Below are 18,320 nucleotides of genomic sequence, written 5' to 3'. Positions count from 1 at the left end.
GCCGGACGCGGCTAGATCGTCAGCGAGAGCAGCACCGGCGCCGCGTTGCGGCTGAGGGTGTCGGCGGCCTGGCGCAGCCGGTGGGCGTGCTCGACCGGGAGGGACAGCGCCAGGCAGCCCACCGAGGAACCGGCCGTGATCGGGACGGCCGCGCAGACCGTGCCCACCGCGTACTCCTGGAGGTCCAGGACCGGCACCGTGGGCGGCTGCGAGGCGAGCCGGGACAGCAGCAGCCGGTCGCTGGTGATGGTGTGCGAGGTGAGCCGGGCCATCCGGTGCCGGGCGAGGTGGTCGCGCCGGCCGTCGTGGTCGAGCTGGGTGAGCAGGCTCTTGCCCATCGCGGTGGCGTGCGCCGAGGAGCGGAAGTCCACCCACTCGTTGACCTTCGGGGTGGCCGGGCCGTCGGCGTACTGGGCGACCTCCACCTCGCCGTCGACGTACCGGGTGATGTAGACGGCGGCGCCCACCGAGTCGCGCAGCCGGTCCAGGGTGTGCTGGAGCTGGTCGCGCAGTGCCTGCTCGTGCCCCTCGGCGGAACCGAGCCGGCCGAAGGCCGCCCCGGTGACGTACGCCCCGTCGGCGATCCGCTCGACGTAGGCCTCGCGGCGCAGCATCCGCAGCAGCGTGGTCAGCCGCTCCGCGGGGATGCCGGTCTCGCGGGCGAGTTCGGTGTCGTTGACTCCCGTGCCGCGCCGCGCCACGGTCTCCAGGACGCGCAGGGCGTCCTGGACCGGGTGGTACGACGCGCTCGGATCCTGCCTCGGCGCCACGGTTTCCCCCTGCGCTCGCTCGTGGGTCCTCTCGTCACGTCCCCGTCTGCCCGGCCACGGCCAGGGGCCGCGATCCGGTCAGCCAACCCCCTCCACGATAGCCGTCAAGCGGCGTGCGGGAAGCGGGTGTTGACGAGATTGCGGCCCTCTCGACTGCGACACCGGCCCGCTGGCACATGCCAGCGGGGCGACCCAGGGCGTGGACCTCGGGCGGCGTCCGCGTAATGGTCCGTGACTACAAAACCGCGCTGAGGAACTCCCGCGTCCGGTCGTTCTCCGGCTCGTTGAAGATCTTCTCCGGCGGCCCCGTCTCGATGACCCGGCCCGCGTCGAACATCAGTACCTGGTCGGAGATGTCCCGGGCGAAGTTCATCTCGTGCGTCACACAGAGCATGGTGATGTCGGTGGTGCGGGCGATCTCCCGCAGCAGGTCGAGGACGCCCGCGACCAGCTCCGGGTCCAGCGCCGAGGTCACCTCGTCGAGGAGGAGCACCTTCGGCCGCATCGCCAGCGCCCGTGCGATCGCCACGCGCTGCTGCTGGCCACCGGAGAGCTGGGACGGGCGGGCGTCGCACTTGTCGGCCAGGCCCACCATGTCCAGCAGGCCCTTGGCCCGCTCCACCGCCTCGTCCTTGGACATGCCGAGCACGGTGACCGGAGCCTCGGTGATGTTGCGCAGCACGCTCATGTTCGGGAACAGGTTGAACTGCTGGAACACCATCCCGATCTGCTTGCGCACCTCCCGCCGCTCCTTCTCGGACGCCGGGAACAGCTTCTGCCCGTCCACCGTGATCGTGCCCTCGTCGGGCTTGAGCAGCGTCATCAGCAGCCGCAGGATCGTCGTCTTGCCCGACCCCGACGGGCCGATCAGGGTGACGTGCTTGCCGGCGTCGACGGAGAAGTCCAGGTGGTCCAGGACGGTGTTCTCCCCGAACCGCTTGGTGACCTGCTCCAGGCGGATCAGCTCACCGGAGCTGCGCTCGGGGCTCTTCTCGGGGTTGGGAAGGGTGTCAGTGGGCAAGGCGTCGCTCCAGGGCTCGCAGGGCAAGGGAGGCCAGGTAGGAGACGATGACGAAGGCCACGCCGATCACCGTCAGGGGCTCGGTGAACTGGAAGTTCTGCTGCGAGAACAGACGTGCCTCGCCGAGCATCTCCAGCACCGTGATCGCCATCAGCAGCGGCGTGTCCTTCAGCATGGAGATCACGTAGTTGCCGAGGGCGGGGACCACACGGCGGATCGCCTGCGGCAGCACCACGGCCGTCCAGGTCCGCCGCACCGGCAGGTTGAGCGCCGTCGCGGCCTCCCACTGACCGGCCGGAACCGCCTCGATACCGGCCCGGTAGACCTGCATCGTGTACGTCGAGTAGTGCAGCCCGATGGCGACCACACCGGTGGTCAGCGCCGAGAACGTCACGTTCCACTCGGGCAGCACGTAGAAGAGGAAGAACAGCTGCACCAGCAGCGGGGTGTTGCGGACGAACTCCGTGACCGCCCCGACGGGCCAGGTGACCCAGCGCGACGGCACCCGCATCAGCAGCGCCCACACCAGGCCGAGGACGAACGACAGCAGTGACCCCAGGACGAGGATCTGCAGGGTGACCAGCAGACCGTCCCAGAAGTGCGGCATGAAGTCGGAGACCGCGCTCCAGTCCCACTCCATCAGGCGGCACCCCCCACGTTGCTCGTCTCGGGCCGCTTCAGCTCCGTGTCGGGCTCGCGCACCGGTGCCTTCCCCATGCCCGCCTTCAGCTTCTTCTCCAGCCCGCGCATCACCCGCGTCAGCAGGAACGCGATCACGAAGTAGATCAGCAGGACGTACGTGTAGATCTCCGCGCTCTCCTGCAGCGCCAGGCGCACCAGGTTGCCGCTGAACGCCAGGTCACCCATGCCCATGATCGACACCAGGGCGGTGCCCTTGAGCAGCTCGATCAGCAGGTTGGAGAACGGCGGGATCATCTCCGGCACCGCCTGCGGCAGCAGGATCAGCCGCATCCGCTGCCAGGGCGTGAAGCTGAGCGCGATGCCGCCCTCCTTCTGCGCCGGGTCGACCGCCGCGAGCGCCCCGCGCACGATCTCGGAGCCGTACGCCCCGTAGGTCAGGCCCAGCGCCAGGGTGCCCGCCCACATCGGCACGAGCTGCCAGCCGAAGGCCGGCGGCAGCACGAAGAACACCCAGAAGATCATCACCAGCGCGGAGGTGCCGCGGAACACCTCGGTGTAGAGGCCCGCGAGGAAGCGGACGATCCACAGGCGGTGGGTGCGCGCGACACCGACCACGAAGGAGACGGCCGTCGCCAGCAGCGAGCTGAAGACCAGCAGCTGGATCGTGACCCAGACGCCCTCGAGTACCAGTTCCCACAGTCCGGATGTCATCCGCCGCACAACTCCTTCGCGGTCAGATCGGTCATCTCGTCCTCGGTGAAACCGAACGGCTTGAGGATGCGCAGCAGCTCGCCGCTCTTCTTGAGCTTGTGCAGCTCGGCGTTGAAGGCGTCCCGCAGGTTGGTCTCGTTCGGGCGGAAGGCGAAACCGCCGCCGTCGGTGTGCGGCTCGCCGTCGACGATGGGCTGGAACGCCTCCGTCGCCTCGGTCCTCGCCGACTTCTTGACCACCTCGCGGACGGTCAGCGCCGTGCCCGCGAAGACGTCCACGCGCCCGGCCTCGACGGCGTTCAGGCCGGCCACCTGGTCGGGCACGATGAGGATGTCGCTCTCCTTGAACCCGGCCTCCACCGCGTAGGCGATCTCGGCGTACCCGGTTCCGGTCGCGAACTTGGCCTTCTTCTCCACGACGTCCTTGTAGTCGCGCAGCCCGAGCGGGTTGCCCTTGCGCACGATGAAGGCGTCGAGCATCTGGTAGTCGGGGTCGGAGAAGATGACCTGCTGGCAGCGTTCGGGGTTGATGTACATCCCGGCCGCCACCACGTCGAACTGCTGCGACGCCAGACCCGGGATGAGGGAGCCGAACTCCGTCGGCACCGGCTGCACCCGGTCCACTCCGAGCCGCTTGAAGATGACCTTCGCGAGCTCCGGGGCCTCACCGGTCAGCTCACCGTTCCTGTCGATGTAGCCGAAGGGGATCTCGCCCGCGATGCCGAGCCGGGCCACGCCCTGCGCCCGCAGCCGGTCGAGGAGGTCGCCGCCCTCGACGTCGGAGGCGGTGGCCACCCGCGAGCAGCCGGCGGCCCCCAGGGCGCCGAGCGCCGCCACCCCCGCGAGCAGCGACCGGCGAGTGGGCCCGGCTGTCTGGAACCTTCGGTCGGATATGCCCCCCGGAGGGGTTCTGTGTGGTGGAGCCATGGGCGCGCAGCTACCCGAAGCCCGACCGGTTATGCCGACCTTTTTCAGTCCGGTACCCGGCCGGGCGCCCTTGACCGCGGGGCCGCCGGACACTGCCATGGGGAACATGGTTGACCGATACCTCGAAGTCTCGCCGGCCACACGCGGCGTCACCTGCACGGCCCGGCTGCTGGACGACCGGGCCCCGGTCACCTGCGCGGCCGTCCGGGACGCGCTGCCCCTCGGCGGTGACGTCCACCACGCCACATACGCCCGCAACGAGATCTACGCCCTCTTCCCGCCCTTCGCGGACACCGAGCCGCCCCTGGAGAACCCGACCGTCACGCCCGAGGCCCGCCGCCTGCACGTCGGGCGGCTCGGCGCGGCCGACGCGCTGTTCCTGTCCTGCACCAACCTGCCGGCCTGCGACGTCATCCCCCAGCTGGAGGCGGAACTGCGCATACCGGTCATCTCGGCCAACCAGGTGGCCATGTGGGCGGCGCTGCGCCGATGGGGTACCCGAGCGGTGGGACCGTATCAGGCGCTGATCGACGTGTCGGCACGCTCCGGGACCGTACTGCCGGGCCGGACGCCCGGCCCGGTACTGCCGGACGCGCCGGAAGAGAAGCAGCAGGAAGGCTGGACATGACCGCACTGGGATTCCTCTATCCGGGCCACTCCGCAGAGGACGACTATCCGCGCATCGAGCAGTTGCTGGGCAGCGACGTCCGGGTGGACCTGGTGCACACCGACATCGGTGAGGACGCGCACCGGGTGGACGCGCTGCTCCAGATGGGCGCGCCGGAACGTCTGGAGGCGGGTCTGCAGCAGCTGCGCCTGTCCGGTGCGGACGCGGTGGTGTGGGCCTGCACCAGCGGCGGTTTCGTGCACGGCTGGGACGGCGCCCACGAGCAGGTGCGCAGCCTCGCCCTGGCGGCCGGCATGCCCGCCTCGTCCACGTCCTTCGCCTTCGTGCACGCGCTGCGCGAGATCGAGGCGCGGCGGGTCGCCGTCGGCGCCACCTACCCGGACGACGTGGCGGCGCTCTTCGCCGACTTCCTGCGGGCCGGCGGCGCCGAGGTCACCGGCGTGCACAGCTCCGGGATCGTCGCCGCCGAGGTCGGCACCTGGGGCGAGGAGGAACTGTCCGCGCTGGCCCGCGCGGCCGACACCCCCGACGCCGACGCGGTGCTCCTGCCCGGCACGGCCCTGCACACCGTCGCCCACATCCCCACCCTGGAGAAGCAACTGGGCAAGCCGGTCCTCACCGCCAACCAGGTCACCGCCTGGGAGTGCCTGCGCCTGGCGGACCGCCGGGTGAACGCCCCCGAGCTGGGCGCGCTGTTCACCCGGGAGCCGATCGTCCAGGTGTGAGGGGGACCTCGTCCGGGGCGGCCACGGAATAGAAGGGGTGCCGCGCCTGTTGGCCACCGGGGACAGCGCACGGCGACACACAGGAGGCACCCCACCGTGGCCGCAGACGACACCGCAGCCGACGGCATACGAGGCACCGCGCACGGGGACGCGCCCGTCCCGCTCTCGGTCCTCGACCTGGTCACCGTGGGCGCGGGCAGCACCGCCACCGACGCGCTGCGGACCAGCGTGGGGCTGGCCCGCCTGGCGGAGTCCCGCGGCTTCCACCGCCACTGGGTCGCCGAGCACCACTCCATGCCGGGCGTGGCGTCCTCCTCCCCGGCGGTCATCCTGGCCCACCTCGCCGCGCACACCGAGCGCATCCGCCTCGGTTCCGGCGGGGTGATGCTGCCCAACCACGCGCCGCTGGTGATCGCCGAACAGTTCGGCACCCTGGAGGCCCTGGCCCCGGGCCGGATCGACCTCGGTCTCGGCCGCGCCCCCGGCACCGACGGGGCCACCGCGGCCGCCCTGCGCCGCACCGACCGGCTGAACGAGGGCGCCGACGACTTCCCCCAGCAGCTCGCCGAGCTCACCCGCTTCCTCGACGACGACTTCCCCGACGGCCACCCCTACGCCCGGATCCACGCCGTGCCCGGCCCGGTGCAGGCGACCTCGCCCGGCGGTGTGCAGTCCCCGCACCGCCCGCCCGTCTGGCTGCTCGGCTCCTCCGGCTTCAGCGCCCGGCTGGCCGGCATGCTCGGCCTGCCGTTCGCCTTCGCCCACCACTTCTCGGCGCACAACACGATCCCGGCGCTCGACCTCTACCGCGAGTCCTTCCGCCCCAGCGAGGTCCTGGACGCCCCCTACGCCCTGATCGGCGTCTCCGCGCTGGCCGCGGACGACGAGAAGGAGGCCCGCCGTCAGGTGCTGGCCGCCGCGCTCAACATGGTCCGGCTGCGCACCGGGCGCCCCGGGCTCGTCCCCACGCCCGAGGAGGCGGAGGCGTACGACTTCTCCCCGGCGGAGCGGGAGTTCGTCGACTCCTGGAACGCCAACGTGGTGCACGGCACCGCGGACGAGGTCCGCGCGGGCCTGGACGAGCTGCGCCGGCGCACCGGCGCCGACGAGCTGATGCTCACCGCCAACGCCCACGGCGGTGACGTACGGCTGCGCTCCTACGAGCTGATCGCCGACGTCTACGGATTGCCCACGCCCGCCTGAACCCCGGGCGTGTCCAGCAGCTCGGAGATGCGGTCCGGCGACACCGGCCGGGAGTACAGCCAGCCCTGACCGGTGTCGCAGCCGATCCGGCGCAGCCGGGTCGCCTGCGCCGAGGTCTCCACGCACTCCGCGGTGACGGTCAGACCGAGCCGGTGGGCGAGCTGCACCATCGCCTCGACGATGACCTCGTCCGCCGGGCTGGCCTTGGCGTTGCGGTCCTCGATCTGGAAGCCCCGCACGAAGGAGCCGTCCAGTTTCAGCACCGACACCGGGAGCCGGCTGAGGTAGGCCAGGTTCGAGTAGCCGGTGCCGAAGTCGTCGATGGCGATGCGCACGCCCATGTCGCTGAGCGCCTTCAGAGTCTGGATCGGCCGGCCGGAGGAGCCCATCACCGCCGACTCGGTCAGCTCCAGCTGGAGCAGCCGCGGCGCGAGGCCCGTCTCCTGAAGGATGTCCGCGACGTCCGCCACCAGGTCGGAGTCCCACACCTGACGGACCGCCACGTTCACGCTGACGAAGATCGGCGGCCCGTCCGGGTGCCCCACCTGCCATGCGCGGGCCTGCCGGCAGGCGGTGCGCAGCACCCAGCGGCCGAGCGGCACGATGGAGCCGTCCTCCTCCGCCAGGGGGATGAACCGATTCGGCGTGAGGGTGCCGAAGCGCGGGTGGTGCCAGCGGACCAGCGCCTCCACCCCGTGCACCCGGTCGTCCTCCATGCCCACCAGCGGCTGGTACTCCAGTGCGAACTCGCCCCGGTCGATGGCCGGACGGAGCGTGGAGGCGAGCGCCTGGCGGGTCACCCGGTGGGCGTTGCGCTCCGGGTCGAAGAGGGTCCAGCGGGCCTTGCCGTCGGCCTTCGCCCAGTACAGCGTCGTGTCGGCGGCCTGCATCAGCGCGGTGGGGGTGGTCCCGGCGGCGTGCCGCTCCACCACCCCGATCGACGCGGAGACCGACAGCCTCCGGCCCGACAGGTCGAACGGCGCCTGGATCGCGTCGAGCAGCGACTCGGCGAGGTCGGCGAGCTGTTCGGTGCCGGTGGAGTCCTCGACGAGCAGCGCGAACTCGTCCCCGCCGAGCCGGGCCACCAGCGGCGTGCCGGTCCTGGCCGCGTCCTTCGCGCAGCGGGTGAGCCGTTCGGCGACGGCGGTCAGCAGCTGGTCGCCGACGTGGTGGCCCAGGGTGTCGTTGACGGCCTTGAACCCGTCCAGGTCGAGGTAGCACAGCCCGATCCGGCCCGTGCCGCTCTCCTCGTACGACTCCGCCTCCAGCGCTTTGGTCAGCCGCTCGAAGAACAGGGTGCGGTTGGGCAGCCGCGTCACCGGGTCGTGCATGCGGACGTGCCGCAGGCGCTCCTGGAGTTCGCGGTGGTCGCTGATGTCGGCGACCGACAGCAGGACGCCCCCGTCGTCGGCGGGCAGCGGGGCGACCGTCACCCGCACCCACAGCGCGTGTCCCTCGGGATGCTTCAGCCGGCGCGTGCAGCGCAGCCGGGCCCGCCGTCCGCGCAGCATCTCGCGGTAGGCGTGCCAGGAGCGGGCGTCGGAGGTCAGGTCCACCAGGTCGGCGGCGACCGTCCCGGCCAGGGTGTCCTGGTCGCGGCCCAGCAGGCCGGCCAGCGCCGCGTTGGCGCCGGTCACCAGGCCGTCGCGGTCGACCACGGCCATCGCCAGCGGCGCGGCGGTGAAGACGGAGCGGTAGGACGGGGGAGAGGGCGCGAGGGCCCGCACGACGGGGGGATCCGTACCGGCAGAGGTGATGATCTCACTCTCCGTGACGACCGGCCGGTCGAGTTCCGTCGCGGGCGCCGGCCCTTCGGACGTTCCGCTCACCACTCGCTCCCGCAGTGCACTCGATCGCTGTCCGCCGCTGTCCGTGCAGGAAAGTCTCTCAGTACCAAGGAAGTGTGCCGATCATAGAGGCCCGAGCCGGGGCCTTCCAGCCACTGTCCGGTCTTCCGCACGGATCCGCATCTCCGCCCGATCGTTTCTGCCCACGGGTGGACGGCTTATGCGGACCTCCGACCAGTTGTGACGTTCCGTGAGGGAACGGGGTGTCGACTCCGTACGGCTCCGTTCGGATCTCCCCTGTTCTCACCCGTCCGGTGCAGCTGAACAGGGCGCAGTACGACAAATCACCACAGTCTGGGGTGCGGTGTCCCGCGAACCGTCTCCCGGAGGTCCCCGTGCCGCGTCAGCTCACCCCGGGACGACTCGGTCGTGAGGCACTGCGCGACCGGTTCAGCCGATCGGGTGTACGGTCCCTGCTCGGCCGGCCAGGTGCACGGTCCCAGCCCGGCCGGCCGGGCGTACGGCCCCGGCTGCGCACGACCGCGGCGATGTGCACCACCATGTCGGCGCTCGCGGCGACCTCCATGGTCAGCGTCCCCTCCGACCCCGAACCGTTCTCCGCGGCACCCTGCGCCCTCACCCGCACCGACGCCCACCACTCCGAGGGTCTGGACACCTGGAACGCCGCCTACCCCCGCCCCTCCCGGTCCCTGGACGCGGTGATGGTGTTCCTCTCCTTCCCCGACTCCCACCCCCTGACCACCCCGGCCGAACTCACCGCCGACCACTTCCCCGCCACCAGCCGCTTCTTCCGGCAGGCCTCCTACGGCAAGTTCACCCTGCGCCCGCACCCCCTGCGGCAGTGGATCCGCATGCCGCGCCCCTCCACCGCGTACGCCATACAGCGCGACTGGACCGTGGCCCACCGCGCGGCCTACCTGCGCGACGCGCTCGCCGTCACCGACCGGCACGTCGACTACGCCCGCTACGACGTCGTCTACTTCGTCGCCGACCCGGACGCGCCCGGCGTGGACTCCGACGCCACCAAGGTCGTCAACCTGGACCGTCCGCTGCGCGCCGACGGCACCGACATCCACCGGGTCGTCACCGTGTTCGAGAACCATCCACCGGACCGGCTCGTCCTCGCCCACGAGACCGGACACGTCTTCGACCTGCCCGACCTCTACCACCGGCCGGTGGACGGCAAGGGCGACTGGGACACCTACGTCGGCGACTGGGACCTGATGGGCAGCCAGTTCGCCCTCGCACCCGATCTCTTCGCCTGGCACAAGTGGAAGCTGGGCTGGCTGGAACCCCGGCAGGTGCGGTGCGTGCAGGACGCGGGGCCGGTGCGGCTGACGCTGGAGCCGCTCGCGGCGGGGCCCGGGACGCCGGTGGCGGGAGCGGCGGGGGCGCCGTCCTTCGGCCTCGGGCGGGGCACCAAGCTCGCCGTCGTGCGCACCGGCGCCGACACCGCGCTCGCCTTCGAGGTGCGCGGGCAGGCCGGCAACGACACGGCGGCCTGCCGGCAGGGGGTGCTGGTCTACCGGGTCAGCGCCGGCACCCGCTCCGGACGCGGCCCCGTCGAGGTCGTCGACGCACACCCGCACACCGAGGCCTGCGGGGAGGACTCCGTCTACCCGCCCCTCGCGGACGCGCCGGTCGCCCTCGGCGAGACCTTCACGGTGCCGGGGACGACCGTACGGGTGGAGGCGGAGGGGCGCACGGCGTCCGGGGCGTGGACGGTGAAGATCAGTACGCGGTAGCCGGGCGTTCGCGGCGTCTTCCGGACATGGGTGAGGCCCCTCGCTGATGCGAGGGGCCTCACCCATGTCGTGCGCCGCCAGGGACTCGAACCCCGGACCCGCTGATTAAGAGTCAGCTGCTCTAACCAACTGAGCTAGCGGCGCCTGCTGACGTCGTAGACATTAGCACCACGATCCGCGGGAGGAAAAATCGATATCCGCACGGCCGCGCGGGCCGCCCGCACGGCCGCCCACAGCAGCACCTCCGGGCCCGGCAGCCAGGGACGACGCGTGTCGGGGGCGACCAGCCAGCGGGCGGCGGACGCGGGGCTCGCGGGCACCGGCGCGGGGACGGTCACCGCGTCGCCGGCGCCGTGGCACAGCAGCGGCGGCACCCCGTCCGTCCGTGCGCCGCGCGCAGCCCACTCCTCCCACTCCAGGAGGACCGGCAGCCGCTGAGCCGTGCCGGGAGCGGCGAAGAGCAGCGTCCGCCCGCGGAACTCGGCCACGGGACCGGAGCCCGGCCCCTCCTCCCACATCCGGTCCAGCATCCGGCGACCGAACAGCGACGGCACGCTCACCACGTCGAAGACCACACCGCAGGGCAGCACGACCGGCGCGTCCGGCCGCTCCCGCCAGTGCGAGAGCGTGCTGCGCGGATACGTTCCGGCCGAGGCGAGCCAGGCGGCACCGTCCGGGGTGACACCGCTGACGTCGGAGACCTTCCGTGGGCTGCTCATGGGGGATACGTCTACCGTCCGTGAGGGAACGGTTCCGCAGAGTTGGGTGAACCGGGGACGCGGGCGCGGGGGAGGAGGTATCGTGCCCAGCCGGCATATGCCACGCCCGTTCGAGGGTCCCGCGGCTCAGGTGGGATCGGCGCGCCCCGGCCCTTCCCCGCTCCGCATCAGATCCCGGCCGAACTCGACCATCTTCTTCGCGTAGTCCTCGGTCCACTCGGCGCGCTCGGCGATGTCCGCCGCCGTCAGCCGGTCGAAACGCCGCGGGTCGGCGAGCTGGGCCGCCGCCATCGCCTGGAACTCCGTCGCCCGGTCCGCCGCGGCACGGAACGCGAGCGTCAGCTCGGTCGCCCGCTCCAGCAGGGCGCGCGGATCCTCGATCGACTCCAGGTCGAAGAAGTGCTCCGGATCCGAGGCCGCCGCCGCGGGCTCGAACAGCAAGGGCGCGGGGCGTAGCCGCGGCTGCTCCCGACGCGGCGCCTGCTCCGCCATGAGATCTCCTTCACGTACGACGATCGGCCCCCGGTAGGCGGGCCACCGTCCATTGTCCCGCGCCCGCGCAAGAGGGCGTCGACACACGTCGCGATCCGCGCGCTCGCCGGGGAGCAGGGGCACGGCGGCCAATGAGGGGGTCGCACCCGTTCAGCCCTTCCTGGTGGCCCCCAGGCGGGCGAGGCTGCGGTCGTGGGGGCGGCTGAGGAGGAGGAGTGAGGCGGTGGCGCCGATCAGTGCGCAGAACATGTCCCACTGGGTGTCCCAGACGTCGCCCTGCGTCCCCAGGAACGCGTCGGCCGCCTGTCCTCCGATCACGGCCGCCAGCCACTCCAGCATCTCGAAGGTGGCACTGAAGGCGAGACAGGCGCAGACCGCCAGCGGGGCGAGCCAGCGGCTGCCGCGCAGGGGCGAGGTCCGCACGAGGAGCTCCCGGACCAGGATCGCCGGGACGAAGCCCTGCACGAGGTGCCCGAAGCGGTCGTAGGGGTTGCGCTCCAGTCCGAACCGGTCGCGCACCCAGTCACCGGCCGGAACGTCCGCGTACGTGTAGTGCCCGCCGACGATGAGCACGACGGCGTGGACGGCCAGGAGACCGCAGAGCAGACCGCTCAGCGGGAACCGGCGGCGCAGCAGGACCGCCAGTGGCAGGCCCACCATCACCCACACCGTTTCCAGCACCCAGGTCGTCGGGTCCTTGGCGCCGAACGCCGACACCACGAGCGCCACCACGACGAGGAGCGCGAGTACGGCGGGCAGCCGACGGCCGCCACGGTCCGGGACGGACAGGGTGCCGGCCGGTGATCCGGCGGGCGCGGGGAAGGACGGCATCAGTGGCTCCTCGGGTCCAAGGCCCCCCGACTGTCCGGCCGTCCGGCCGCCCGGGGCGTACGGCCATCCTCGACGCGCCCTGACACCCCGGCATGAGTACGCCTACTCAACTGCCCTGTCGGACAGGCGCGTTGTCCCTGAGTCGGTCGGCCCCGTGGACGTTCAGGGCCGCCAGGCCACCCGGTGTTCGGACAGGTGGGCGAGGACCGCGTGGTTGGCCTCCCAACCGTCAGGAAACTTGACGAGGGTACCGAGCTGGACGGGTTCCGTGGAGGGGTAGTCGTCCAGGAGGCCGGTGACTCCCTCGCGGCAGACGACGATGCAGGCGTGGCGGTGGCGGGAGGCCAGGACGCAGAGGCGGCCGGTCTCCAGGTGGAAGGCGGTGGCGTCGGGGCGGCCGGAGAGGGGGTGGAGGACGACGGTGACGTCGTACTCGCGGCCCTGGAGGCGGTTCGCGGTGTCGACCACCACGTCCGTCACGCCGAGTTCCGCGAGGGCGGCGCGGATCGCCGCCGCCTGGTCGCGGTGGGCGGTGCCGACGGCGATGCGGTCGGCGGTGAGAGGAGTGGGGGCGGGGGAACGCTCGGACGTCGACGCGCCCTCGCGGTCCAGGAGGCGGCGGACGACCAGGGCCACCGCGCGGACCGCCTCCGGATCCGTGCGGGGCGTGTGGCGGGCGGGGAGCTGGAGGAGGCCCCAGCCGGATTCCGCGGCCTCGTCGATCACACGGTCCGGGGCGGAGGCGTCGGACGGGACGGAGAAGGTGAGCTCGCGGTCGCCGTGGTCCGTGCCGCTGCGGAACGGCGTGTACGGGTAGAAGGCGTCGGAGACCAGGGGCGCCGCCGAGGCCGGGAGGCGCCAGGAGACCGGGAGGCGGTGCTGGGGGAGGCCGGGGTTGTGGGCGAGGAGGGTGGTGACGGCGGAGCCGGAGGGGTCGTAGGACAGGCCCGCCCACTGTTCGGCGCCGACGATGGAGAAGGGGTCCAACTGGCCCGGGTCGCCCACGAACAGGGCCCGCTCGAAGAGACCGGCCACGGCGAGGAGCGCGTCCGAGCGCATCTGGTACGCCTCGTCGACGATCGCGTGCCGCCAGGGCTCCACGCCCTTGACGTGGGCCCACTTGGCGGCTGTGGAGATGACGACGGGCAGTCCGGCGAGGTCGGCGGCCTTCGCCGACGTGCGGACGTGGTCGAGGGAGTCGAGCGCCTTGTCGTACGGGTCGGTGTCGCTGCTGTGCAGGCGGCCCACGGGGAGGTCGGGGTTCTTCTCGGCGAGGCGCAGGACGAGGTCGTCGACCTGGGCGTTGGTCTGGGCCACCACCATCAGCGGGCGGCCCGCCTCGGCCAGCTCCAGCGCCGCGCGCACCACCAGCGTGGACTTGCCGGCGCCGGGCGGGGAGTCGACGACGACACCGCGGGCGGTGCCGTGCAGCGTGTCGTGGAGGATCGCGTCGGTGGCCCGGGCGGCTTCGGCGCCCGGGTCGGACACGGCCGGGAAGACGGGGGCGGTCACAGGATGTCCTCCTCGGTCACCTGGTCGGCGGGCTCGGGCACGGGCTCCTCACCGGGCGGGCCGCCATGGGTCCACGGGGTCTCCTCCGGGTCGGGGAGCTTCGCGCCGCCGCGCGGTTCGTGCTCGAAGAGGGTGAAGCACAGCCGGTCGCCCCTCTCGGGGACCGAGCCCGCCTCCGGCTCCTTGCCCCGGCCCATCCTGTCCAGGACGCGCAGCACCAGCAGGTCGCCCTCGGGGCCGTCCTCGTACCCCACGAACTCCACCGTCTGCGGCTTCCCGCCCAGGGAGCGGTAGGCGCGCGCCCGCTCGCCGAGGTGCGGGCCGTCGTCCGTGCGGACGGTGACCAGCGGGCGGGGGCTCGGACGCTTGCTCTCGCTGTACGCCATCACCACGTCCACCACCTCGCCCGCGAACGCCTCACCGGACAGCCGCCGGGCCGCCATCACCAGCGGGTCGTCGAGCGCCTCCTGGGCCTCCAGACGGGACTGTTCGCGCTCGCGCGCGGCGAGCTTGTTGGCGGCGGTGACCGCGTCGTCGCGGCGCGGCTGGGGCGGTTCGCCGGAGGCGACCCGGTCCCGGTGGCCGGTGAAGGACCAGCGGTCGCGGGTCCAGCGCTCCTCGACGCGCGCCCCCTCCGGAAGCTCCCGGAGGAGGTCCAGCCCCCGCCACACCGCGTCCCACGTGGGCCGGGTGCGGCTCTCCACCAGTGCGCGGATCTCCCGCTCGGCGGCGGTCAGGGCACCCAGGCGGTCGTCGGCCTCCAGGCCGTCCTCCGCCGCCGCCAGCGCCGTGCGGGCACGGTCGTAGCGCTCGATCGCCGGGGCGAGGAGCTTGTTGTCGAACGCGGGGTCGGTCGCGGGCCCCGCGGGCGGGCACAGCAACTGGCCGGCCGCGTCCCGCGCGAGCTCCGCCTCCTCGGCGGCCTCCGCGCCGGAGCGGCCCTCGGGCGGGGCGATCCAGGCGAGCAGCGCGCCCAGGTGCTGGTCCTCCAGCGTGGACTGGCCCGTCGCCCAGTGCCGGCTCAGGACGTCCGTCATGGCCAGCAGGAGGGAGGAGCCGGGGACGCGGGCGCGCTCCCCGAAGTGCGTCAGCCAGCGGCCGAGCAGGGGGACCCGGGGCGGCGCCGGGAACGGGGCCTCCGGGTCCTGCTCCGCAGTGCGCCGGAAGCGTGTCGAGCGGCCGAGCAGGCGTACGAGGTCGATGCCGGCCCGGCTCGGCACGATCAGCTGGGGCGCGTCCGCGCACAGCTCCACCTCGACCTTGACGCGCTTGCCGGTCTCCGGATCGGTCTCGGACCGCTCGGCGGGCTCCACGGCGCCGGCGAAGTCGTCGACGTACGGCAGCACCACGTCGGCCAGCTCGGCCAGGAACGCGAACCGCAGGTCGCGGTCGCGCGGCTGCGGTACGGCCAGCAGGCGCGGGGCGTCCCGGTCGGTGCCCACCAGCGCGCCGAGCGGGGCGCCCGCCTCACCGGCGGTGATGAGCGGGACGAACACCAGGGGGCGCGTCGACAGGTGCCGGTGCCGGACGGTGGCGGCGGGCTGGGCGCGGCCGGTGCTGACGGCCTCGAGGCGGGCGAGCGTGGCGATCAGGGACAAGGGGCCACCTCACGCGCGGCCGTCCCCAGTGCCTCCGCGCGCAGGGCCGCCGCCCTGCGCAGTGCCGCCACCGCCGGGTCGTCGGGGTCACCGGCCTCCCCGCGGGCCGCCGCCAGGACGTCCGCGACCGTCGTCAGACCGCCCAGCTCCGCCCGCACCGGACGGCCCAGGGAAGTCACCGCGCCGTCCGCGCGGGAGCGGTCCCGGCAGTGGAAGGCCAGCTCGCACGCGGACAGGCACTCCGGCGCGTAGGCCGCCGGGACCGACTCCACGGCCCGCGTCAGCTCCTCGGCGGGCAGCTCCGGCGAGAAGCAGACGCCCTCGGGGAGCGCGTCGGCGATCTCCTCGATGCGGGTCAGCCGGGCCAGCTGGCGGGCGGTCACGGCGCGCTGCTTGCGCACGTCCACGGCGGACGCGGTCGGCAGGTTGGAGAAGTCCTTCGGACACACCAGGAGGACGCGGTGCCGTACGCGCGGGGCGGGGTCGACGCGTGCGGCGACCTCTTCCAGGGCCAGCACGTACACCGCCGCCTGGCGGGCCGCCGCGCCGACCTTCGCCGGGTCCGCGGCGCCGTCCAGCATGGGGAACGACTTGATCTCCACGACCGTCCAGCTGCCGTCCGGGTGCACCACGACCGCGTCCGGCTCCAGGAACGCGGGCGAGCCCGCGACGTCGAGCGCGAGCATCGGGTGGTCGAGCAGCGTCCACGCGCCGGGGGCCTCGGCGGCCTCGCGCAGCGCCAGCTCCGTGCGGGCCGTGCGCCCCCAGGGGCCCTGTGCGCTGAGGTCGGGCACGCGGACGCCGGCGGGCGGCTCGGCCGCGCGGTCCAGCTTCTCGTGGGCGAGGCGCAGCAGCTCCGTACCGCCGTCGGCCTTGACCTTCGCCTCGAACGCGTTGCCCCGCACCAGCGCGAACTGCGACTGGCCGAAGGCCGAGGGGGAGCCCAGCGCGCCGGCCAGCGCCGCCTTGTTCACCCCGGCGCCGTCGAGGATCGCGCGCCGTCTGCAGCCCGGGTTGGCGGCGAGGGCCGCCAGGGCGCGGGCGTCCAGCGCCCTGGCCGTCACCTCCGGGCCGCGCAGCTCAGCGAGCCGGTGCCGGAGCGCTCTCTCCCGCGTCCGAGGGGGAGGCACCCGGTTCGGTTCCTGGTCCGTACGGCGACTCGGGGTACCGCTGCCGTGGAATTCGCTCACCCGCGGAAGTCTGGCATCCGGCACTGACAATCGGGGAACGCGGGGCGGGCGGGGTTGCCGGGGCGGGTGCGAACCGGGGCAGGAACCGGGCCTTCGCCAGGTCGGCGTACCGCATCACGTGGGGGGCGAGCAGCAGGCCGGCGCCCATGACGGCGGCGCCCGCGACCGCGTCGAGGAAGTAGTGGTTCGCGGTGCCCATCACCACGATCGTGGTGACCAGCGGATAGACGACGGCGGCCGTCCTCGTCAGACGCGTCCCGCCGTACTTCCACAGGATCACGCCGCACCACAGCGCCCAGCCCACGTGCAGGCTCGGCATCGCCGCGTACTGGTTGGTCATCCCGCCCAGGCCCCGCGGGGCGCTCGCCTCGCCGCCCCACCAGCCGTACGAGCTGTAGTACGCCATCGTGTCCACGAAGCCGTGGCTCGCGTCGAGCAGCCGGGGCGGGCAGGTGGGCAGCAGGGTGAAGCCGATCAGGCCGATGAACGTCGACGTCATCAGCCAGGTGCGGGCCGCGCGGTAGCGCACCGCGTGCGACCGGAACAGCCAGACCAGGACCACCGGGGTCACCAGGTAGTGCAGGGAGGCGTACCAGAAGTCGGCGGGTATGCCGATCCAGGGTTCCCGGGTGAAGAGACGGTTCAGCGGGTGCTCGGCGTTGAGGAACAGCGCCTGCTCGACGCGCAGGATCGCCAGGCCGTGGTCCACGGCGTCGGCGACGTCGCCCCGCACGACCAGCCGCCCCGCCGAGTAGCAGGCGTACACGAGGAGGATGAGCGGGAGCTCCGTCCACCAGCGCAGCCGGGTCGCCGGGACCGCCTCGGTGCCCGGTGTCTCGGTATGCGCCATCCGATCGCTCCCCCTCGGTCCTGATGCGCCGCTCGTTCGGCGGCCAGTCACTCTACGGTGTCCTCGCGTCCCCCCGTGAGACGCCCTCGGCCCTGAGAGACGCAGAGATCTCCCGCCGGGTTGCCCCCGACCGGGGTGCGCGAAGATGGAGGGGTTCCGCTTGCGATTTCTGTGATGGTCAGGAAGGTCTCCCATGGCACCACGCATCCTGCTGGCCAGGCACGGACAGACCGAGTGGTCGCTGTCCGGCAGGCACACCGGCAGGACCGACGTTCCGCTTCTGGACGAGGGGCGGCGGGGGGCCGGGCTGCTGGGGGAGCGGCTGCGGCAGGCGCCCTTCGCGGGACTGGCCGGTGTCGAGGTGCGCACCAGTCCGCTGGTGCGGGCGCGCGAGACGTGCGAGCTGGCCGGCTTCGCGGAGCGGGCGGAGAACTGGGACACGCTCATGGAGTGGGACTACGGGGCGTACGAGGGGATGACCCCGGCGGAGATACAGGCGTCCCGGCCGGGGTGGCTGATCTGGCGGGACGGGGTCCCCGACGGCGAGACCCTGGCCGAGGTGACCGCCCGTGCGGACGAGGTGGTGGCGTGGGCGCGGTCCGCCGACCGGGACGTGCTGGTGTTCGCGCACGGGCACATCCTGCGGTCCATCGGCGCGCGGTGGCTGGGGCTGCCGCTGGACTTCGCGGCGCGGGTGCGGCTGAACCCGACGTCGCTGTCGGTGCTGGGATGGGCGTACGGGGAGCCTGCGATCGAGTCGTGGAACGACGTGGGACACCTGGTGGGCTGACGCGGGGCCGGTTGTGCGGCCGGTGCCGTGCGGTGTGCGCCGGGTGGGTGCCGGGCCGGGGGTGTGGTGCAGCCCGGCGGTCACGGGGCGCCTCCCCCGGAGGGGGCGCCCCCAGCGCCAATCCGTGCCGCCCCCGGGGGGGGGTACCTCCCAGGCCGT

18 protein-coding genes and 1 tRNA gene are annotated in these 18,320 nt (G+C 73.0%); 5 read left to right on the top strand and 14 right to left on the bottom strand.

Annotated elements, in window-relative coordinates:
- Nucleotides 1–11: 11 nt before the first annotated feature.
- The 5 genes from ACZ6A9_RS21130 to ehuB form a co-directional block, all read right to left on the bottom strand.
- The gene (locus ACZ6A9_RS21130) at nucleotides 12–770 is read right to left on the bottom strand and encodes an IclR family transcriptional regulator (protein ID WP_468987598.1); all 759 of its coding nucleotides are present in this window, start codon (nucleotides 768–770) and stop codon (nucleotides 12–14) included.
- A gap of 235 nt (nucleotides 771–1,005) precedes the next feature.
- Nucleotides 1,006–1,791, bottom strand: a complete 786-nt coding sequence (gene ehuA, locus ACZ6A9_RS21125; RefSeq protein WP_468987597.1) for an ectoine/hydroxyectoine ABC transporter ATP-binding protein EhuA — start codon at nucleotides 1,789–1,791, stop codon at nucleotides 1,006–1,008.
- Nucleotides 1,781–2,431 (bottom strand): ectoine/hydroxyectoine ABC transporter permease subunit EhuD, encoded by a 651-nt coding sequence (gene ehuD / locus ACZ6A9_RS21120; RefSeq protein WP_228966748.1) that lies wholly within the window; start codon nucleotides 2,429–2,431, stop codon nucleotides 1,781–1,783. The genes ehuA and ehuD overlap by 11 nt, the downstream gene beginning before the upstream one ends.
- Nucleotides 2,431–3,144: an ectoine/hydroxyectoine ABC transporter permease subunit EhuC gene (gene ehuC / locus ACZ6A9_RS21115; RefSeq protein ID WP_468987595.1), complete on the bottom strand. Its 714-nt coding sequence runs from the start codon at nucleotides 3,142–3,144 to the stop codon at nucleotides 2,431–2,433. The genes ehuD and ehuC overlap by 1 nt, the downstream gene beginning before the upstream one ends.
- The gene (gene ehuB, locus ACZ6A9_RS21110) at nucleotides 3,141–4,070 is read right to left on the bottom strand and encodes an ectoine/hydroxyectoine ABC transporter substrate-binding protein EhuB (RefSeq protein WP_468987592.1); all 930 of its coding nucleotides are present in this window, start codon (nucleotides 4,068–4,070) and stop codon (nucleotides 3,141–3,143) included. The genes ehuC and ehuB overlap by 4 nt, the downstream gene beginning before the upstream one ends.
- A gap of 106 nt (nucleotides 4,071–4,176) precedes the next feature.
- Between ehuB and ACZ6A9_RS21105 the strand changes: the two genes are divergently transcribed.
- The 3 genes from ACZ6A9_RS21105 to ACZ6A9_RS21095 all read left to right on the top strand — a co-directional run bounded on the left by ACZ6A9_RS21105 (nucleotide 4,177) and on the right by ACZ6A9_RS21095 (nucleotide 6,626).
- On the top strand, nucleotides 4,177–4,698 hold the full coding sequence (locus ACZ6A9_RS21105) for a DUF3830 family protein (protein ID WP_468987591.1): 522 nt from the start codon (nucleotides 4,177–4,179) through the stop codon (nucleotides 4,696–4,698).
- Complete coding sequence (locus ACZ6A9_RS21100) at nucleotides 4,695–5,423, top strand: maleate cis-trans isomerase family protein (protein WP_468987589.1); 729 nt, start codon at nucleotides 4,695–4,697, stop codon at nucleotides 5,421–5,423. Before ACZ6A9_RS21105 ends, ACZ6A9_RS21100 begins: the two co-directional genes overlap by 4 nt.
- A gap of 96 nt (nucleotides 5,424–5,519) precedes the next feature.
- Nucleotides 5,520–6,626 carry an LLM class flavin-dependent oxidoreductase gene (locus ACZ6A9_RS21095; protein ID WP_468987587.1) on the top strand — a complete coding sequence of 369 codons (1,107 nt, stop codon included), beginning with the start codon at nucleotides 5,520–5,522 and terminating at the stop codon, nucleotides 6,624–6,626.
- Here the strand turns inward: ACZ6A9_RS21095 and ACZ6A9_RS21090 are convergent.
- Nucleotides 6,602–8,455, bottom strand: coding sequence for a putative bifunctional diguanylate cyclase/phosphodiesterase (locus ACZ6A9_RS21090; protein ID WP_468987585.1), 1,854 nt, complete (start codon nucleotides 8,453–8,455; stop codon nucleotides 6,602–6,604). The genes ACZ6A9_RS21095 and ACZ6A9_RS21090 overlap by 25 nt on opposite strands.
- 506 nt (nucleotides 8,456–8,961) lie before the next feature.
- Between ACZ6A9_RS21090 and ACZ6A9_RS21085 the strand changes: the two genes are divergently transcribed.
- On the top strand, nucleotides 8,962–10,179 hold the full coding sequence (locus tag ACZ6A9_RS21085) for a M6 family metalloprotease domain-containing protein (RefSeq protein ID WP_468987581.1): 1,218 nt from the start codon (nucleotides 8,962–8,964) through the stop codon (nucleotides 10,177–10,179).
- A 70-nt stretch (nucleotides 10,180–10,249) separates the two neighbouring features.
- On the opposite strand, the gene ACZ6A9_RS21080 is transcribed toward ACZ6A9_RS21085, so the two are convergent.
- The 8 genes from ACZ6A9_RS21080 to ACZ6A9_RS21045 form a co-directional block, all read right to left on the bottom strand.
- A tRNA-Lys gene (locus ACZ6A9_RS21080) sits at nucleotides 10,250–10,323 on the bottom strand.
- Nucleotides 10,314–10,898, bottom strand: coding sequence for a bifunctional DNA primase/polymerase (locus ACZ6A9_RS21075; RefSeq protein WP_468987579.1), 585 nt, complete (start codon nucleotides 10,896–10,898; stop codon nucleotides 10,314–10,316). Before ACZ6A9_RS21075 ends, ACZ6A9_RS21080 begins: the two co-directional genes overlap by 10 nt.
- Before the next feature lie 126 nt (nucleotides 10,899–11,024).
- Nucleotides 11,025–11,390 carry a hypothetical protein gene (locus tag ACZ6A9_RS21070; protein ID WP_468987578.1) on the bottom strand — a complete coding sequence of 122 codons (366 nt, stop codon included), beginning with the start codon at nucleotides 11,388–11,390 and terminating at the stop codon, nucleotides 11,025–11,027.
- Nucleotides 11,391–11,540: 150 nt separating this feature from the next.
- Nucleotides 11,541–12,221: a DUF2238 domain-containing protein gene (locus ACZ6A9_RS21065; protein ID WP_468987576.1), complete on the bottom strand. Its 681-nt coding sequence runs from the start codon at nucleotides 12,219–12,221 to the stop codon at nucleotides 11,541–11,543.
- Between the two features lie 162 nt (nucleotides 12,222–12,383).
- Nucleotides 12,384–13,733, bottom strand: a complete 1,350-nt coding sequence (locus ACZ6A9_RS21060) for an AAA domain-containing protein (RefSeq protein WP_468987574.1) — start codon at nucleotides 13,731–13,733, stop codon at nucleotides 12,384–12,386.
- Entirely contained in the window at nucleotides 13,730–15,331 is a 1,602-nt protein-coding gene (locus ACZ6A9_RS21055) for a hypothetical protein (protein WP_468987573.1), read from the bottom strand. Before ACZ6A9_RS21055 ends, ACZ6A9_RS21060 begins: the two co-directional genes overlap by 4 nt.
- Nucleotides 15,322–16,461 carry a hypothetical protein gene (locus ACZ6A9_RS21050; protein ID WP_468987572.1) on the bottom strand — a complete coding sequence of 380 codons (1,140 nt, stop codon included), beginning with the start codon at nucleotides 16,459–16,461 and terminating at the stop codon, nucleotides 15,322–15,324. The genes ACZ6A9_RS21055 and ACZ6A9_RS21050 overlap by 10 nt, the downstream gene beginning before the upstream one ends.
- Nucleotides 16,412–17,371, bottom strand: coding sequence for a phosphatase PAP2 family protein (locus ACZ6A9_RS21045; RefSeq protein ID WP_468987570.1), 960 nt, complete (start codon nucleotides 17,369–17,371; stop codon nucleotides 16,412–16,414). The genes ACZ6A9_RS21050 and ACZ6A9_RS21045 overlap by 50 nt, the downstream gene beginning before the upstream one ends.
- A gap of 193 nt (nucleotides 17,372–17,564) precedes the next feature.
- Between ACZ6A9_RS21045 and ACZ6A9_RS21040 the strand changes: the two genes are divergently transcribed.
- A complete protein-coding gene (locus ACZ6A9_RS21040; protein WP_468987569.1) occupies nucleotides 17,565–18,161 on the top strand; it encodes a histidine phosphatase family protein in 597 nt (198 codons plus the stop codon).
- Nucleotides 18,162–18,320 lie beyond the last annotated feature (159 nt).

Source organism: Streptomyces sp. NPDC041124, from assembly GCF_055592385.1.
Note: the sequence above shows the minus strand (reverse complement) of the source record. Positions and strands in the feature narration are given on the sequence as shown.

What these genes read in the sequence shown, in the direction of transcription:
- ehuD (WP_228966748.1), bottom strand. Translation starts at nt 2,431, where the DNA reads ATGGAGTGGGACTGGAGCGCGGTCTCCGACTTCATGCCGCACTTCTGG.
- ehuC (WP_468987595.1), bottom strand. Translation starts at nt 3,144, where the DNA reads ATGACATCCGGACTGTGGGAACTGGTACTCGAGGGCGTCTGGGTCACG.
- ehuB (WP_468987592.1), bottom strand. Translation starts at nt 4,070, where the DNA reads ATGGCTCCACCACACAGAACCCCTCCGGGGGGCATATCCGACCGAAGG.
- ACZ6A9_RS21105 (WP_468987591.1), top strand. Translation starts at nt 4,177, where the DNA reads ATGGTTGACCGATACCTCGAAGTCTCGCCGGCCACACGCGGCGTCACC.
- ACZ6A9_RS21100 (WP_468987589.1), top strand. Translation starts at nt 4,695, where the DNA reads ATGACCGCACTGGGATTCCTCTATCCGGGCCACTCCGCAGAGGACGAC.
- ACZ6A9_RS21085 (WP_468987581.1), top strand. Translation starts at nt 8,962, where the DNA reads ATGTGCACCACCATGTCGGCGCTCGCGGCGACCTCCATGGTCAGCGTC.
- ACZ6A9_RS21075 (WP_468987579.1), bottom strand. Translation starts at nt 10,898, where the DNA reads ATGAGCAGCCCACGGAAGGTCTCCGACGTCAGCGGTGTCACCCCGGAC.
- ACZ6A9_RS21070 (WP_468987578.1), bottom strand. Translation starts at nt 11,390, where the DNA reads ATGGCGGAGCAGGCGCCGCGTCGGGAGCAGCCGCGGCTACGCCCCGCG.
- ACZ6A9_RS21065 (WP_468987576.1), bottom strand. Translation starts at nt 12,221, where the DNA reads ATGCCGTCCTTCCCCGCGCCCGCCGGATCACCGGCCGGCACCCTGTCC.
- ACZ6A9_RS21045 (WP_468987570.1), bottom strand. Translation starts at nt 17,371, where the DNA reads ATGGCGCATACCGAGACACCGGGCACCGAGGCGGTCCCGGCGACCCGG.
- ACZ6A9_RS21040 (WP_468987569.1), top strand. Translation starts at nt 17,565, where the DNA reads ATGGCACCACGCATCCTGCTGGCCAGGCACGGACAGACCGAGTGGTCG.